Genomic DNA, 16,899 nt, shown 5'->3' on the forward strand with positions numbered 1-16,899 from the left:
CAAAAGATGCTGCAATCTTTCGCATGAACATTTCCAATTAAGTCGATTTTTACTTTGCCGGGTCAATGTGACGCCAGTCGGTTGTTTAGTCCCGCGTCGCCGACAGCGTCGCCTGAGTCAGAGTTCTTGAGTCATGGTAGTGTCGCGTCGCGGGGCGTCTGCAAGGGCGCCCCGCACTAAATTTGAGAGTGCCCCGTCGAGCCACATCGTCATTGGCGATTGCGTGGCCGAGTTGTCGAAGCTTCAGGCCGGCTCGGTCGACCTGGTCTTCGCGGATCCTCCCTACAATCTGCAGCTCAAGGGCGATCTCAAGCGCCCCGACGAGTCGCATGTCGATGCCGTCAACGACGACTGGGACAAGTTCTCGTCGTTCGCTGCCTATGACGATTTCACCCGCGCCTGGCTGCTCGCCTGCCGCCGCGTGATGAAGCCGTCGGCAACGCTGTGGGTGATCGGCTCCTATCACAATATCTTCCGCGTCGGCGCGATCATGCAGGACCTCGGCTTCTGGCTCCTGAACGACATCGTGTGGCGCAAGTCCAACCCGATGCCGAATTTCCGCGGCCGCCGCTTCACCAACGCGCACGAGACCATGATCTGGGCCGCGCGCGACGAGAAGGCCAAGGGCTACACCTTCAATTACGAAGCGCTGAAGGCGTCCAATGAAGACGTGCAGGCGCGCTCCGACTGGCTGATCCCGCTGTGCACCGGCGAGGAACGCCTCAAGGGCGACGACGGCAAGAAGGTCCATCCGACGCAGAAGCCCGAGCAGCTGCTCGCCCGCGTGCTGCTGTCGTCGTCGAAGCCCGGCGATCTCGTGATCGATCCGTTCAACGGCACCGGAACGACAGGCGCCGTCGCCAAACGGCTCGGCCGCAACTATATCGGCTTCGAGCGCGACCGAACCTATGCGGCCGCCGCCGAAGCCCGCATCGCCGCCATCGAGCCGCTGCCGGCCGAGACCTTGGCCCCGTTCATGACCGCGCGCGAGGCGCCGCGGGTGGCATTCTCCGAGTTGATCGAACGCGGCATGATCGTCCCCGGCGCGAAACTCGTCGATGCCAAGAAGCGTCATGGCGCCCTGGTGCGCGCCGACGGCGCCATCATGCTCGGCGACAAGGTCGGCTCGATCCACCGCATCGGCGCCGTCGCGCAAGGCTCCGGCGCCTGCAACGGCTGGACCTTCTGGCACGTCGAGACCAAGACCGGCCTGCGGCTGATCGACGAGCTGCGCGCCGAGATCCGCTCCGGCATGGCAGTGGGCTGAAGTCCCGCCGCAATTCTCGTCATCAACTCTCGTCATTCCCCGATGCGCAATTGCGCATCGGGGAATGATGCGTCGGGAAAGATGACGCCGTCTTGAACGCGGGCCGCCTTGTTGCACCGCGGCGGCGGGCCTACATTGGCGTCAGTCACTTGCCGTTTCGATTGGGTCGCCCGATGCGAAGACAATCCGAGACCTTGCTGCTGGTGCCGCTGCTGCCGGTCTTCCTGCTCGGCATGTTTCCGATGCTGCTGATCGGCCTGCTCGGATTCTTCGGCCTGATCATCTTCGGCATCCTGCTGGTCTGCGTCGGCCTGACGCTCGCCCTCGAGGCCCATGGCGAGTTCAATGAAGAGATCATCGTGCACGGCTATGCCCGCGGCTCCGAGCGCGCGACACAGCTTTCCAACCTGCACGCCGCGATCCGCTCCGCCGCCGTGCTGGACGTCGCCGGCGTTGCGTTGATCGTCGCGGGTATCCTGGGCTTCCTCTGGCGCTGACCAGCGCGCCACGCGGCCCTGATTCACAAACTCGTCGCTTGCGCATTGCAGCGAATTTTGCGCATGAGGGGCCAAGCGGCCCTCGCCCGCCGCGTCCCGATCTCGCCGGTCACAAGAACCAAGGGAGTCCCTTCATGATCAAATTCTATTTCAATGGTGCGCCGAACCCGAACAAGGTTGCCCTGTTCCTGGAAGAATCCGGCCTGCCGTTCGAGGCGATTCCGGTCGACACCCGCAAGGGCGAGCAGTTCTCGCCGGAATTCCTCAAGGTCAATCCGAACGGCAAGGTGCCGGCGATCGACGATGACGGGGTGCTGGTGTTCGACAGCAACGCCATCCTGCTCTACCTCGCCGAGGAGAACGGCAAATTCCTGCCCGCCAACACGCCGGCCAACCGCGCCGCGACGCTGTCCTGGCTGATGTTCATCGCAACCGGCCTCGGCCCGTATTCCGGCCAGGCGGTGCATTTCAAGCATTTCGCGCCGAAGGATCTCGACTACGCCAACAACCGTTACCAGTATGAGGCGCATCGCCACTACAAGATCCTCGACGATCACCTGGCGAAGTCGCGCTACATGGTCGGCGACAGCTACACGATCGTCGACATGGCGTTCTGGGGCTGGGCGCGGATGGCGCCGTTCATCCTCGGCGAGGAAGGCTACGCCAAATATCCGAACGTGAAGCGGCTGGTCGACGAGATCTCGGCGCGGCCGGCGGCGGCGCGCGCGATCGCGCTGAAGGACAGGCACACCTTCAAGACCGAGATGGACGACGCAGCCCGCGACATCATGTTCGGCCACCTCAAGTCCAAGGTGGCGTAAGCTATCCCACAACGCTGCACAGGGTGGGCGCGCTGACGCGTTGCGCACCCTGCGCATTTCGCATCGCATCTCACGGCGGCCAGTAGAGGCGGCCGTTGTCGCACCGGCCATGATGGGCGATGTCGACGCGGCAGACGCTGATGTCCTGCAGCTCGCGTTCACTCATGACAGCAAGCTGCCGCCACGCGCGCCGGTTGTCACGCCACTGCCGGATCCAGGCCCGCCCTGCCACGACTGCGGCCGTCAGTGTCTCAACCCGCCGCGCGAACCGCGGCCGCCGGAAACGGACCGAGCGCCTTCTCGGTCAGCACCGAGTCGCAATATTCCCGGATTTCCTTGATCCGGCCGCCGTCGAAGCGAAACACCAGGCAATAGTCGTTGTCGTAGCGCTGGCCTTCCTTGGTGAGGTTGTTGCCCTTGGCCTCGACCGCGACGATGTCGCCGTCGGCGATGAAGCGATGGGCGATGGTGCGACCGCGCTCCACCAACCGGGAGCGGACATGGCCGTGCAGGTCGTTCATGATCGATTGCTTGCCGGTGAAGGTGCGCGACCAGGAATATTGCCCGGTCACAGTCCAGACCGCGTCGTCGGCGAGATTGGCGACCAGCAGCGATTTCTCGCGCACCGCGGGGTCGGGATCGCCTGCGATCGCGAATATCTCCTGCACCAGTTTCTTGTTGTCGGCTGCGCTCATGGCGCGTCTCCTTGCGATGGATTGGCTCTGATTTGAGGCATTTCCTCGCGCGATGAGCCGTTCGCTTCGCGTGAGAACGCCTTGCCTCCCAATCATGCGGCGTCGACGCACATTCTTCCAATCGATAGGTGGTATGATATATATTCACCTGATGAATTTGAATTCGCTTGACCTCAATCTGTTGGTCGCGCTCGACGCCCTGCTGCGCGATGCCAATGTTAGCCGCGCCGCGATGCGGCTCAACCTGTCGCAGCCGGCGACCAGCCACGCCTTGCAGCGGCTGCGCGATTTGATCGGAGATCCGCTGCTGGTGCGCAACGGCGCGCGGATGGAGCTGACGCCGCGGGCTCAGGCGCTGCGTTCACCGTTGGCGCAGGCGCTCGACCAGGTGCGCACGCTGTTCGCCTCCGATGATTTCGACCCGGCGCGCAGCGAGCGGCATTTCCGTCTGATGATGCCCGACCTCGCGGTCGAGCTGTTGATGCCGCCGCTGATGGAGAAGGTGACGCAGCTGGCGCCGAACGTCACCATCGACGTCGTGCCGTGGCGGAGCTCGACGATCTTCACGCCCGACTTTGCCCGCACCATCGATCTCGTGATCTCGATCGGCAATTCCTTCAAGGGCTTTCACCGCCAGCGGCTCTACACCGACATCGATGCGCTCGCGGTGCGGCGCGGCCATCCCGCCGGCGTCAAGCTCCGGAAGCGCGAAGCGTTCCTCGCTGCGCGCCATGTCGCCGTGATCATCCGCGGCCATAACGAGGATCTGATCGACACCTGGCTGCGCGCCAAGGGGATCCAGCGGCGGATCGCGCTGGTGGTGCCGGGCTATATCGAGGCACTGCACGTCACCGCGCGCACCGACCTCGTCGCATTCGTGCCGCGCCGGCTGATCTCTGCGCTGTCGAAACAACTATCGCTGGTGACGGTGACGCCGCCGCTCGATCCAGGGATCGACGAGCAGCACATGTTCTATCCGACACGGGCGCAGATGGATCCGGGCTCGATCTGGCTGCGCAAGCTGATGCTGGAGACCGGACGGGAGCTGGAGAAGGGGAAGGCGTAACACACACTTTCGTCGTCCCGGCGAAAGCCGGGACCCATAACCACAGCCGTGAATTGGGAATGAAGGGCTGTGGCCCCAGCGTCGCGCCACAATTGAGGTTTGGGGTTATGGGTCCCGGCTTTCGCCGGGACGACATCGCATTCTTGGCTTCCGCTTCGCTCTCTGCCCTACGCCCTCTGCTCGGCCAGCACCTTCTGCACCGCCGGCCGCTGCTCCATCGCCGCGCGATGCGCCTTTACCTTGGGCAAGGTCGCGATGTCGACGCCGTCGCCGTCGAGCCAGAGGGTCAGCGTGTAGAGATAGGCATCGCCGACCGTGTAACTGTCGCCCATCACCCACGGGCCCTTCAGCATGTCGCGCTCGATCAGGTTGAAGCAGGCGCCCATGGTCTTCGGGACCATCGACTTCATGTCGGCGAACGAGGTCTCCTGCGTCGCCCAGCGCGCGCCGCGCATCTTGTGAGCGTGGCAGACATGCACCGTCGAGCACAGGTAGGAATTGAAGGCCTGCAGCTTCGCGAATGCGAAGGCGTCGTCGAGCGGCGCGAGCTTCGCCTGCGGATAGGTCTGTGCGATGTAGGCCAGCATCGCCGGCGTCTCGGTCAGCACGCCGTGGTCGGTCACCAGCGACGGCACCCGGCCCTTCGGGTTAATCTTCAGGTACTCCGGGCTGTTCTGCTGGTTGACCTTGAAATCGAGCCGCTCGACCGAATAGGACGCACCGGCTTCGGCCAGTGCGATGTGGGACGCGAGCGCGCAGGTGCCAGGGGCGGTATAGAGCTTGAGCATGTCGTTGTCCTCTGCGGGCCTTGTCGGTTCGTTGCGAACCCGGCCTGGCTTGTTATGAGATGCGGCGGACGTTAGCTGCAGCACCCCTTGCCGTCCACCCCGCGCGGTGCCGCGGACCTTGCCCGCAGCGGGGCCGCCATGCGATGACGATGGCCAACCGAGAGGGCTTTTCATGACTGTGCTGATTGCAGGTGGCGGAATTGGCGGGCTGACACTGGCGCTCAGCCTGCACCAGATCGGCGTGCCCTGCCGCATCTTCGAGAGCGTGCCCGAATTGCGGCCGCTCGGCGTCGGCATCAACGTGCTGCCGCATGCGGTGCGCGAATTGATCGAGCTCGGGCTGCACGATGTGCTCGACGCATCGGCGGTGCGCACCCGCGAGCTCGCCTATTTCTCCAAGCACGGCAAGCCGATCTGGAGCGAGCCGCGCGGGCTCGAGGCCGGCTATAAATGGCCTCAGTTCTCGATCCATCGCGGCCGGTTGCAGCAGCTGCTGCTCGACGCCGCGACCGAACGGCTGGGAGCCGCGAACATCCTGACCAGCCATCATCTCACCGGCTGGACCGAGACGGCCGACGGCGTTCGCGCCGAATTCATCGACAAGGCGACTGCCAAGCCCGCCGGCAGCTATGACGGCGCGGTGCTGATCGCCGCCGACGGAATCCATTCGGCGGTGCGCGAAAAACTCTATCCGCAGGAAGGGCCACCGATCTGGAACGGCCGCATCCTGTGGCGCGGCATCACCCGCGGCAATGCCTTCCTGACCGGCCGCACCATGATCATGGCCGGCCACGAGACCCTGAAATTCGTCTGCTATCCGATCTCGAAAGAGGCCGGCGCCGACGGCAAGTTCGACATCAACTGGGTCGCCGAGCGGCATATGCCGCCGACCTATCAGTGGCGCCGCGAGGACTATAACCGCACCGCAAAGCTCGACGAGTTCCTGCCGTGGTTCGAGAGCTGGAATTTCGACTGGCTCGACGTGCCCGGCCTGATCCGCAACTGTCCGCACGCTTACGAATATCCGCTGGTCGATCGCGATCCGATCCCGCAATGGACCTTCGGCCGCGTCACGCTGATGGGCGACGCGGCGCACCCGATGTACCCGATCGGCTCCAACGGCGCCTCGCAGGCGATTTTGGATGCGCGCACGCTGACGCGCGAGATTTTGGCGCACGGTGCAACGCAGGCGGCGCTGTTGGCCTATGAGGCCGAACGGCGCCCGGCGACGACCGACCTCGTGATGCTGAACCGCCGCAACGGCCCGGAGCAGGTGATGCAGCTGGTCGAGGAGCGCGCGCCCAATGGCTTTGGCGTCGTCACCGAGGTGCTGTCGCAGCAGGAACTGGAAGACATCGCCGCCAACTACAAGCGCGTCGCCGGCTTCCAGGTCGACGGGCTGAACGCCAAACCGCCGATCGTGCAGCGGGCGGGAGCGTAAGCGCTGCGTGACTTGAAGCAGTCGCTGAGGAGCCGCGAAGCGGCGTCTCGAAGGATGCACGGCCCGGCCGGTGGCCGTCGACCCTTCGAGGCTCGCCCAGCGGTGCGAGTGCACCGCAAGGCTCGCACCTCAGGGTGACGGAACTGCTAAAGCGCGCGGTCCTACCGCAGCGCCCGCGCCGCTTCCACCAGGCGGATGCTGCTGCTCGCCGTGGCGAGCAATGTGCCGTCCGCGGCGGTCAGCCGGCCCTCGACGAAGGCGATGGTCTTGCCGAGCTGCGTCACGGTCGCTTCACCGGTGATCGGTCCGGGTTTCGCGGGCGCGAGGAAGTTGACGGTCATCGTGATCGTCGTGGTGAACAGCCTGCCCTCGGTCATGATGAACACCGCCGGCCCCATCGTGTCGTCGAGCATCGACGACAGCATGCCGCCCTGGATGAAGCCGGCCGGATTGCAGAAATCCTCCTCGAACACGATCCTGATCCAGCCGTCCTGCGGACGTGCATCAGCCACGCGCCAACCCAGCAGCCTTGCGACGGGCGGCATCGGGATGCGGTCGAGTGCGGTTGCGATCATGGCGGCCTCCGTTTTGGAAGTCGTAGCCGGGACCTGCTGCCAGCATGGTGTCAGCAGGTCGTCTCCCCCTAAAGATCCAGCCCGTGCGCGATGGCCTTGCGCATCACGTTGGGAAACGCCTCGCCGTCCAGCGTCGCTACCGGCACCCAGCGCATGCCGTCCGGCGCGCGGGTCCGCGGCGGCACGCTGGCCGTATAGACCACAAGCTCGAGCGGAAAGTGCGTGAACACATGGGTGACCACGCCGGTCCTGCGGTGCCAGCGCGTGACGCCCTTGAGCTCCGGCGCCTGCGCCAAAGCGGCGGCATCCGCCTGCCCGGCAAGCCACTGCGATCCCGGCACCTCGGTCATGCCGCCGAGCAGGCCCTTTTCCGGGCGCGAGCGCACCAGGAGCTCGCCGCCCCGCGTCACCACGAAGGCGGCGCCGCGTCGCAACGTGCCGGTCTTCTTCGGCGCCTTCCGCGGGAAGGTCTCCTGATCGCCGCGGATGCGGCCTGCGCAATCGTCATTCAGCGGACACAATGCGCAGGCCGGTTTCTTCGGCGTGCAGATGGTGGCGCCGAGGTCCATCAGGGCTTGGGCACTGTCCCCGGCGCGAGAGTTCTCGTTGCCGGCGCGGGACGAGCCGAGCAATGTCGCGGCCATCTCCTTGATCAGCGGCTTGGCCTGCGGCAACGCCGCTTCGATGGCGTAGAGCCGGCTGACCACGCGCTCGATATTGCCGTCGACCGGCATGGTGCGGCGGTCGAACGCGATCGCGGCGATCGCCGCCGCGGTGTACGGCCCGACGCCCGGCAGCGCGCGCAGCTCCTCCTCGGTGTCCGGAAAGGCCCCGCCATGCTCGCTCAGCACCGCAACCGCGCAGGCATGCAGGTTGCGCGCACGCGAATAATAGCCGAGCCCGGCCCACATCCTGAGGACATCGTCGAGCGAGGCGCGGCCAAGCGCGGACACGTCGGGCCAGCGCGCCAGGAATTTCTCGAAATAGGGGCCGACCGCCCTGACCGTGGTCTGCTGCAGCATGATCTCCGACAGCCACACGCGGTACGGATCGGCCCGCTCCCCCGCCTCCGCACGCCACGGCAGCCGCCGGCGATGCCGGTCATACCAGGCCAGCAGCCGCGCCGGGCGGTCGGTTTGCTGGTCGGTCGATTTGGTCTTAGCGGCCGCGCGAGAGCTCATGGACGTATCTTAAGGCAAATCTCGCCCCGTCATGCCCGGGCTTGACCCGGGCATCCACGCCTTTCTTATCCTGTGGTGCAAGCGCAGCCACATTGATGAACACGGTTTCGGCCCCATCGCGACCGCTGCTATAATCCTCCCATGCCCAGACCCGGCCCGATCAGCGCAAAGCCCTTGTCGATCCTGCTCAGCGACGTCTTCACCGACGCCTATGCCAAGCAGGGCTTTGCCGCGCGCGAACTGGTGACGCGCTGGACCGAGATCGCCGGCGAGCGGATCGCGGCCTATTGCGAGCCGATGAAGATCCAGTGGCCCCGGCCGGTGGAGGGGCAGCCGCAGGAGCCGGCCACGCTGGTGCTGCGGGTCGAGGGGCCGATGGCGCTGGAGATCCAGCATTCCTCCGACGTCATCCTGGAACGGGTGAACCGTTTCTTCGGCTGGCACGCGGTCGGCCGCCTGACGATCCGGCAGGCGCCACTTTCGCGCCGCGCGCCCCGGACCCGGCCGCGCCAGCCCGACGCCAAAGCCGTGGCCCGGGAGGCGGCAAATCTTGCGGCCGTCGAGGACGACGATCTGCGCGCGGCGCTGGCCCGGCTGGGTGCCTCGATCAAGCGAAATTGACGCTTTTCGCAGGCACGGCCGCAAGACCCCGGCATTGCCACAATGGTCGTTTCAAGCTAGCGAAGGCTTCTTTTCGGGACCCCCTTCATTCTGGCGTGAATGCGCCAATCCGGGAGCTGACCTTGATCATCACGCGCCGCGCCTTCACCACCGCTCTCTCGCTGACCGGGCTTGCCGCCCTCGCCGGGCTGTCGCCGCTGCGCCTGATCACGGACGCGTTCGCGCAGACCGCCGCCGAGGTCGCCAAGCCGCAGTCGCTGCCGGACATGGGCCTCGGTCCGGCGGACGCCAAGGTGACGATCATCGAATACGCCTCGATGACCTGCCCGCACTGCGCCAATTTCAACGAGACCGTGTTCCCGAAGATCAAGTCGACCTACATCGACTCGGGCAAGGTCCGCTACGTGTTCCGCGAATTCCCGCTCGACATCAAGGCCGCCGCCGGTTCGATGCTGGCGCGCTGCATCGCCAAGGACGACGCGCCGAAGTTCTTTGCCGTGATCGACCTGCTGTTCCGCCAGCAGAACGACTGGGTGGTCAAGAACACCACCGAGACGCTGACGCGGATCGGCAAGCAGGCCGGCCTCAGCCAGCAGCAGGTCGAGGACTGCCTGAAGGATCAGACGCTGCTCGACAAGATCGCCGCCGACCAGAAATACGCCAACGACGTGCTGAAGGTGAACTCGACGCCGACCTTCTTCGTCAACGGCGAGATGCTGAAGGGCGAGACCTCGTTCGAGGAATTCAGCAAGCACATCGATCCGCTGCTGAAGAGCTGATCACGCGCCCCGCAAATCCGACGTCGTCGTGCCCGCGTTCGAGTCGCGGCACGATAATTGTGGATGATTTGCGATCACGGCCTACGGCCATCGCATAATTTGGTTGTTGAAAACCTGATTCGCGCGATGCGAATCTTCGAGGACATGCAGAGGCCACAAAACCCCTGTAAATCCCTCGCAAATCCCTTGGGAAAAGCTTGGTCAAGCGGTTGCCCTGACGCACTCGCATCGCCATTGTCGCCGCTCATGAGAGCTGCACGCAGCTATTCACCCCAGACACCGACATTGCCATCCATGGTATTGTCACGGCAGGGAGATTCGCGCCCGGCCAAACGAGATTTGTGTACATGAAGCTCACGCGCCTCCGCCTGCACGGTTTCAAGTCGTTCGTTGAACCCACCGATTTCATGATCGAGCCGGGCCTGACCGGCGTCGTCGGACCGAACGGCTGCGGCAAATCCAATCTCGTCGAAGCGCTGCGCTGGGCGATGGGCGAGACCTCGCACAAGTCGCTGCGCGCCGCCGACATGGATGCGGTGATCTTCGCCGGTTCCGGCAACCGTCCGGCGCGCAACCACGCCGAAGTCGTGATGACAATCGACAATTCGGATCGCTCGGCGCCGGCTGCAATGAACGACAGCCAGCTGCTCGAAATCTCCCGCCGCATCGAGCGTGAGGCCGGCTCGGTCTACCGCATCAACGGCCGCGACGTCCGTGCAAGGGATGTGCAGATCCTGTTCGCCGACGCCGCCACCGGCGCGCGTTCGCCGGCCCTCGTCCACCAGGGCAAGATCGGCGAGATCATCCAGGCCAAGCCCGAGCAGCGCCGCCGCGTGCTGGAAGACGCCGCCGGCGTCGCCGGCCTGCATGCCCGCCGCCACGAGGCGGAACTGCGGTTGAAGGCTGCCGAAACCAACCTGACCCGCGTCGAGGACGTGATCGGCCAGCTCACCGGCCAGATGGAAGGCCTGAAGAAGCAGGCGCGCCAGGCGATTCGCTACCGCGAGGTCGCGGCCAAGGTGCGCAAGTCCGAGGCCATGCTGTTCCACCTGCGCTGGATCGGGGCCAATGCCGACGTCAACGACGCCGGGCGGACCCATGATCTCGCCGTGCGCGAGATGGCGGAGCGCACCCAGCATCAAGCGGAAGCCGCGCGTATCCAGGCGATCCGCGCCACCGAACTGCCGGCGCTGCGCGACGCCGAGGCGCGCGCCGCCGCAGGCCTGCAGCGCCTGACCAATGCGCGCGAGATGCTCGACCGCGAGGAGCAGCGCGCCAAGGAACGCGTCGGCGAGCTCGATCGCCGCCTCACTCAGTTCGCCCAGGACATCGCGCGCGAGCAGCAGCAGACCTCGGATGCGGATATCGCGTTGCAGCGGCTCGACACCGAAGACGCGGAGCTGAAGGAAGAGATCAAGTCGCGCGTCGAGAAACGCTCCGGCGTCGACGAGCGCGTCTCCGAGGCCGAAGAGATCCTGGCCGCGACCGAGCGCCAGTTCTCCGAGTTGACCACGCAGCTCGCCGACCTGACCGCCAAGCGCAACCAGCTCGAAGCCGGCGTGCGCACGCATCGCGACCGGCTGGCCCGACTCGATCAGGAGATCGCCAACGTCCAGGCCGAGGAGACCAAGCTCGCGCAGGAGACCGGCAATCTCGGCGACATCGACGCGCTCGCCGCCGCCATGGAGATGGCGCAGCAGACGCTCGCCGAATCCGAGGCGGCCGTGCAGGAGAGCGAGGCGCATCACGCCGCCGCACGGCAGACGCTGGAAGCCTCCCGCAATCCGCTTGCCGAGGCCGAGAAGCGCGTGCAGCGGCTCGAGACCGAAGCCCGCACGATCTCCAAGCTCGTCACCAGCGAGACCAAGAATCTGTGGCCGCCGATCATCGACGGCATCACGGTCGCCAAGGGCTATGAAAAGGCGATCGGCGCCGTGCTCGGCGACGACCTCGATGCACCGGTGGATTCCTCCGCGCCGATGCGTTGGACCAATGTCGGTGAACTTTCGGGCGATCCGTCGCTGCCGGATGGCGTCGAACGGCTGGCCGATCACGTCCAGGCGCCGCCGGAGCTGGCGCGCCGTCTGGCCCAAATCGGCGTGGTGGCCAAGGAACGCGGCGCGGCGCTGGTGTCGCAGCTGAAGACCGGCCAGCGGCTGGTGTCGCTCGAAGGCGACGTCTGGCGCTGGGACGGCTTCGTTGCCGACGCCCATGCCCCAACCGGCGCGGCCCGCCGCCTCGCGGAGCGCGCCCGCTTGGTCGACATCGAGCATGAGCTGGAACAGGCCCGCATCGATGCCGCCGCCAAGCGCCAGGCGCTGGAGACGGCTGAGGAAGAACTGCGCTCGGCGTCCGCCGCCGAGGGTGCCTCGCGCGAAGCGGTGCGCGCCGCCCGCCGCGAAACCGACGCCGCGCGCGAGCGCCATGCCGCGACCGAACGCGAGATCAATCGCCACTCTGCGCGCAAATCGGCGCTGACCGAGGCGCACAGCCGCGTCGCCGCCGACCGCGCCGAGGCCGAAGCGGCGCATGAGAACGCAGTTGCCGCGCTGTCCGAACTGCCGCCGGGTGTCGAGACCGAAGCCCAGCTCGCCGCGGTTCGCGCCGAGATCGACAACCAGCGCCGTGCCGCGGCGCAAGTCCGCGCCGAGGCGCAGGCGCTCGCCCGCGAGGCCGAACTCGCCGACCGCCGCGTCCAGGCGATCGTCGCCGAACGCAACGAGTGGCAGAGCCGCAAGACCAGCGCCGCCTCGCAGGTCGGGACCATCGAAGAACGCATCGCCGAGGTATCGGCCGAGCGCGAGGAATTGGCCAACGCGCCGGAAGTGTTCGCCGAGAAGCGCAGCGCGCTGATCACGGAGATCGAGCACGCCGAGGGCGATCGCCGGATCGCCGCCGACGCCCTGGCGACCGCGGAAGCCGCGATGGCCGAAACCGACCGCGTCGCCAAGGCCACGCTCGAAGCCCTCTCCTACTCCCGTGAGGCAACCGCGCGCGCCGAAGAACGCATGGAAGGCACCCGCCGCCGCCTCGCCGACATCGAGCGCGAGATCCACGACATGCTCGAGGTCGAGCCGCAGGCGGTCGTGGGCCTCGCCGAGATCGAGCCGGGCGCGGAGCTGCCGCCGGTCGCGCAGGTCGAGGAAGAACTCGAGAAGCTGCGCCGCGACCGCGAGCGCCTGGGCGCCGTCAACCTGCGCGCCGAGGAAGAACTCAAGGAAGTCGAGACCCAGCACACCGCGCTGACCACCGAGCGCGACGACCTCGTCGAGGCGATCAAGCGGCTGCGGCAGGGCATCCAGAGCCTCAACCGCGAGGCGCGCGAGCGCCTCTTGACCTCGTTCGAGACCGTCAACAACCACTTCAAGCGGCTGTTCACCGAGCTGTTCGGCGGCGGCGAAGCCGCGCTGCATCTGATCGAGAGCGACGATCCGCTCGAGGCCGGCCTCGAGATCATCGCCAAGCCGCCCGGCAAGAAGCCGCAGACGCTGTCGCTGCTGTCAGGCGGTGAGCAGGCGCTGACGGCGCTGGCGCTGATCTTCGCGGTGTTCCTCACCAACCCGTCGCCGATCTGCGTGCTGGACGAAGTCGACGCGCCGCTCGACGACCACAACGTCGAACGGTTCTGCACCCTGCTGAACGAGATGACCTCGTCGACCGAAACCCGCTTCATCATCATCACGCACAATCCGATCACGATGGCGCGGATGAACCGGCTGTTCGGCGTCACCATGGCCGAGCGCGGCGTGTCGCAGCTGGTGTCGGTCGACCTGCAGGGCGCGGTCGATATCCTCGACCAGAATGTGGCGTAGGGCCTACGTCGAAGCACCTCGGACTCAAGGCGAGGCCTCTCGGCCCCGTCATTGCGAGGAGCTCGGCGACAAAATTGCGAAGCAATTTTGCGCTGAAGCGACGAAGCAATCCACGCCTCCACAAGTGGCGGCATGGATTGCTTCGCTCCGCTCGCCGTGACGTGCGATAGTCCAGCGGATGACCTCACCCGATCTTCCCGCCGAACTGCGCGCAGCCCTCAACGCCAGGCTCGAAGGCCTGTCGCGCAGCGATGCCGCCGGCCGTGCGGCGATCATCTCACAGACCTATCGGGAGGGCGGAGGCTCCGGGACGATCCGGACCGAGACCGATGCGCTGGCCTATGCGCTGGCACGGATGCCCGCAACCTATGCGGCCGTGGTGGCGAGCCTCAATGCGCTGACTGAGATCCGGCCGGATTTTGCGCCAGCGAGCCTGCTCGATGTCGGCGCCGGCCCCGGCACCGCGACCTGGGCGGCCGCGGAGACATTTGCCTCACTCAAGGGCTTCACCCTGCTCGACGCCAACGGCGCGCTGCGGACGCTCGCCGAGGCGCTGTTTCACGACAGCATCCGCCTCCACGACACCAGCTACCAACTCGGCCAGGCCCGCGCCTTGCTGGACAAGGCGCCGCCCGCCGACCTCGTCGTTGCCAGCTACATGATCAATGAGCTCGGCGAGTCCGAGCGCGCGGCACTGACCGATGCACTGTGGTCCAAAACCGGCGATACGCTATTGGTCGTCGAGCCCGGCACGCCCGCGGGCTATGCGCGGATCATCGCACTCCGCGCGCGCTTGATCGCGGCGGGTGCCCACGTCGCAGCCCCCTGCCCGCACGACTGTGCCTGTCCGCTGGTCGCGCCGGACTGGTGCCATTTCTCGCAGCGCCTGCAACGCTCGCGCGCGCACAAGCAGGTCAAGGGCGCCGACGCCCCGTTCGAGGACGAGCGCTTCGCCTATGTTGCGCTGAGCCGCGCGCGCGTTGAGAACCGGCCATCGCGCGTGCTGGAACAGCCGGATGTCGGCAAGGTCGAGATTGCGGCTAAGCTGTGCACGCCTGGGGGCGTCGTCGTCACCAGGGTGCCGCGGCGCGCGAAGGCCGATTACGCACGCGCCCGGCGCTGGCGCTGGGGCGATGCGGTTTAGCTACTAGCGTCGTCCCGGCGAAGGCCGGGACCCATAACCACCGATCCCGGTTGTGAAGCGAAGCCGACGCCGCTTGTGCCCCTTCCACGGGCCGCGGCGTATGGGTCCCGGCCTCCGCCGGGACGACGTAGAATTAGCGGGACGACGACATTGACCTCACCGGACGATGTTGAACCAATTCGTATCCATCCCCGACCAACCCATGCCCACCTTTTCGCGGCGGGCTGCCCTGCGCCCCGATCTTGGGTTACGGTGCCGCCGTCTCGTCCATCAGGAGTTGCCCTGTCATGTCGACCAGCTGGATCGTTATCGGCGTCATCGTCCTTCTCGTGCTGTTTGCGTTCAGCGCCTACAACCGCCTCGTCGCGCTCGGCCAGCGCGTCAGCCAGGCCTTCGCCGACATCGATGTGCAGCTCAAGCAGCGCCACGACCTGATCCCGAACCTGGTCGAGATCGTGAAGGGCTATGCCGCACATGAGCGCGGCACGCTCGACGACGTCATCAAGGCACGCAACTCGGCGATCTCGGCACAGGGACCGGCCCAGGTCTCGGCAGCGGAGAACCAGCTCTCCGGCGCGCTCGGCCGGCTGATCGCGCTGTCCGAGGCCTACCCGGACCTCAAGGCCAACGCCAATTTCCAGCAACTCGCATCGGAGCTTTCCGATCTCGAGAACAAGATCGCCGCCAGCCGCCGCTTCTTCAACAACGCGGTCCAGGAATACAACACCGGCATCCAGCAGATGCCGGCCGCGCTGTTCGCCGGCATGTTCGGCTTCACCCGCAAGGATTTCTTCGACCTCGGCGCCAGCCGCACGGAGGTCGAGGCGGCACCGAGCGTGAAGTTCTGAGGCGCAACGCACGCCGGCGGGAGGCTGCTCCGTCATGGCCGCCTATGGTCTCTACACGCATATCGCATCGAACAAGTTTCGTTCGATGCTGCTGCTTGGCGGCCTGTTCCTGCTGATCTACGTGCTGGTCTATGCCGGCGCGCTGGTCGCGGAGGTGATGATCGATAGCGGCCGCACGGCCGATTACTATCTGACCCATGCCTCGCGCGATCTGGTCTCGGCCTTCCCATGGGCGACGATCGCGGCAGTGGCCTGGATCGTGATCGCCTATTTCTTCCACCAGAAGATGATCGACGCCGTCACCGGCGGCGAGAGCGTGACGCGGCAGCAGCAGCCGCGGCTCTACAATCTCCTGGAAAACCTCTGCATCTCGCGCGGCATCCCGATGCCGAAGCTGAAGGTGATGGACAGCCCGGCGCTGAACGCGTTCGCGACCGGACTGAACCCACGGCAATACGCCATCACCGTCACCACGGGTCTTCTGAAAGCGCTTGATGACCAGGAGATCGAGGCCGTGCTCGGCCACGAGCTCACCCACATCAAGAACGGCGACGTGCAGCTGATGGTGGTCGCCGTGATCATCGCCGGCGTGGTCGGCTTCTTCGGCGAGCTGTTCTTCCGCCTGTTCACAAATCTGTCGTGGAGCGGCGGTGGCGGCGGCTGGTCGTCCTCGTCATCCTCCCGGTCGTCATCCTCCTCGGATCGCGACAGCAAGGGCTCGGGCGGCGGCGCGATCATCGTCATCATCATCGCGGTCGCGCTGATCGTGCTGGCCTGGCTGCTGTCGCAGGTGGTCAAGCTCGCGCTGTCGCGGTCGCGCGAATTCCTCGCCGATGCCGGATCGGTCGAGCTGACGAAAAATCCCGATGCGATGATCTCGGCACTGCGCAAGATCGAAAACCGCGGCGAGTTGCCCGGCGCCACCTCGGCAGTGATGGAACTCTGTGTCGACAATCCGCGCGAGGGTTTCGCCGACCTGTTTGCCACCCATCCGTCGGTGAAATCTCGGGTCGATGCCCTGGTGAAATTTGCCGGCGGCCACGATCCCGGACCGCTGGCGCTGCCGGATGAGACGTCGGACGCGACGGGAACGCCGGACCAGCCATCCACCGCAGGCGACCAGCCCCCACCGATGACCCATGGCCCGTGGGGCGACACGCCGCCTGCACAACCGAACAATCCGCCGCCGCTGCCCGGCACTGGCCCCGGGCGAGGACCGTTTGGTCCGCTCCAGGGACCGCTCCAAGGCCCTTGGGGCCCGCACCGCTGATCGTGCCCTAGGTTACTCAATCCATTAAGGAAATCCCCACCAAACCCAATGTGGGCGCCTTAAGGAATTGAATTCTCCCTCGTTTCTGCCATGT

General features: G+C 66.1%; 16 protein-coding genes. 11 read left to right on the plus strand and 5 right to left on the minus strand.

What is annotated here, in order from left to right; all coding sequences use genetic code 11:
* Positions 1-133: 133 nt before the first annotated feature.
* The 3 genes from CO675_RS16180 (at position 134) to CO675_RS16190 (ending at position 2,585) form a co-directional block, all read left to right on the plus strand.
* Complete coding sequence (locus CO675_RS16180; RefSeq protein ID WP_097672884.1) at positions 134-1,267, plus strand: site-specific DNA-methyltransferase; 1,134 nt, start codon at positions 134-136, stop codon at positions 1,265-1,267.
* A 173-nt stretch (positions 1,268-1,440) separates the two neighbouring features.
* On the plus strand, positions 1,441-1,764 hold the full coding sequence (locus CO675_RS16185; RefSeq protein WP_097672885.1) for a hypothetical protein: 324 nt from the start codon (positions 1,441-1,443) through the stop codon (positions 1,762-1,764).
* 134 nt (positions 1,765-1,898) lie between these two features.
* Complete coding sequence (locus CO675_RS16190) at positions 1,899-2,585, plus strand: glutathione S-transferase family protein (RefSeq protein WP_097672886.1); 687 nt, start codon at positions 1,899-1,901, stop codon at positions 2,583-2,585.
* Positions 2,586-2,655: 70 nt separating this feature from the next.
* Here the strand turns inward: CO675_RS16190 and CO675_RS41745 are convergent, their stop codons facing one another.
* Entirely contained in the window at positions 2,656-2,817 is a 162-nt protein-coding gene (locus CO675_RS41745) for a DUF1127 domain-containing protein (RefSeq protein ID WP_143279023.1), read from the minus strand.
* A gap of 19 nt (positions 2,818-2,836) precedes the next feature.
* Entirely contained in the window at positions 2,837-3,280 is a 444-nt protein-coding gene (locus CO675_RS16200; RefSeq protein WP_097672888.1) for a nuclear transport factor 2 family protein, read from the minus strand.
* 151 nt (positions 3,281-3,431) lie between these two features.
* Here CO675_RS16200 and CO675_RS16205 point away from each other — a divergent pair, with 151 nt between their 5' ends.
* Complete coding sequence (locus tag CO675_RS16205; RefSeq protein ID WP_097672889.1) at positions 3,432-4,346, plus strand: LysR family transcriptional regulator; 915 nt, start codon at positions 3,432-3,434, stop codon at positions 4,344-4,346.
* Between the two features lie 167 nt (positions 4,347-4,513).
* On the opposite strand, the gene CO675_RS16210 is transcribed toward CO675_RS16205, so the two are convergent.
* On the minus strand, positions 4,514-5,134 hold the full coding sequence (locus CO675_RS16210; protein WP_097672890.1) for a glutathione S-transferase family protein: 621 nt from the start codon (positions 5,132-5,134) through the stop codon (positions 4,514-4,516).
* A gap of 172 nt (positions 5,135-5,306) precedes the next feature.
* Between CO675_RS16210 and CO675_RS16215 the strand changes: the two genes are divergently transcribed.
* Positions 5,307-6,575 (plus strand): flavin-dependent oxidoreductase, encoded by a 1,269-nt coding sequence (locus tag CO675_RS16215; protein ID WP_097672891.1) that lies wholly within the window; start codon positions 5,307-5,309, stop codon positions 6,573-6,575.
* Between the two features lie 161 nt (positions 6,576-6,736).
* On the opposite strand, the gene CO675_RS16220 is transcribed toward CO675_RS16215, so the two are convergent.
* Positions 6,737-7,204, minus strand: coding sequence for a PaaI family thioesterase (locus tag CO675_RS16220; protein ID WP_349644024.1), 468 nt, complete (start codon positions 7,202-7,204; stop codon positions 6,737-6,739).
* Between the two features lie 14 nt (positions 7,205-7,218).
* Positions 7,219-8,331, minus strand: coding sequence for an A/G-specific adenine glycosylase (gene mutY, locus CO675_RS16225; RefSeq protein ID WP_097672893.1), 1,113 nt, complete (start codon positions 8,329-8,331; stop codon positions 7,219-7,221).
* Positions 8,332-8,472: 141 nt separating this feature from the next.
* On the opposite strand from mutY, the gene CO675_RS16230 reads away from it, so the two are divergent.
* From CO675_RS16230 to CO675_RS16255, 6 genes are all read left to right on the plus strand, one after another.
* Positions 8,473-8,952 (plus strand): DUF721 domain-containing protein, encoded by a 480-nt coding sequence (locus tag CO675_RS16230; protein WP_097672894.1) that lies wholly within the window; start codon positions 8,473-8,475, stop codon positions 8,950-8,952.
* A 122-nt stretch (positions 8,953-9,074) separates the two neighbouring features.
* Positions 9,075-9,731, plus strand: coding sequence for a DsbA family protein (locus CO675_RS16235; protein ID WP_092124558.1), 657 nt, complete (start codon positions 9,075-9,077; stop codon positions 9,729-9,731).
* A 347-nt stretch (positions 9,732-10,078) separates the two neighbouring features.
* Positions 10,079-13,543 (plus strand): chromosome segregation protein SMC, encoded by a 3,465-nt coding sequence (gene smc, locus CO675_RS16240; protein WP_097672895.1) that lies wholly within the window; start codon positions 10,079-10,081, stop codon positions 13,541-13,543.
* A 178-nt stretch (positions 13,544-13,721) separates the two neighbouring features.
* The gene (locus CO675_RS16245; protein WP_097672896.1) at positions 13,722-14,687 is read left to right on the plus strand and encodes a small ribosomal subunit Rsm22 family protein; all 966 of its coding nucleotides are present in this window, start codon (positions 13,722-13,724) and stop codon (positions 14,685-14,687) included.
* Positions 14,688-14,974: 287 nt separating this feature from the next.
* Complete coding sequence (locus tag CO675_RS16250) at positions 14,975-15,535, plus strand: LemA family protein (RefSeq protein ID WP_097672897.1); 561 nt, start codon at positions 14,975-14,977, stop codon at positions 15,533-15,535.
* Positions 15,536-15,569: 34 nt separating this feature from the next.
* Positions 15,570-16,805 carry a M48 family metallopeptidase gene (locus CO675_RS16255; RefSeq protein ID WP_097672898.1) on the plus strand — a complete coding sequence of 412 codons (1,236 nt, stop codon included), beginning with the start codon at positions 15,570-15,572 and terminating at the stop codon, positions 16,803-16,805.
* The last annotated feature ends 94 nt before the right edge of the window (positions 16,806-16,899 follow it).

The sequence above is a fragment of the Bradyrhizobium sp. C9 genome (assembly GCF_002532045.1).
Classification (GTDB): domain Bacteria; phylum Pseudomonadota; class Alphaproteobacteria; order Rhizobiales; family Xanthobacteraceae; genus Bradyrhizobium.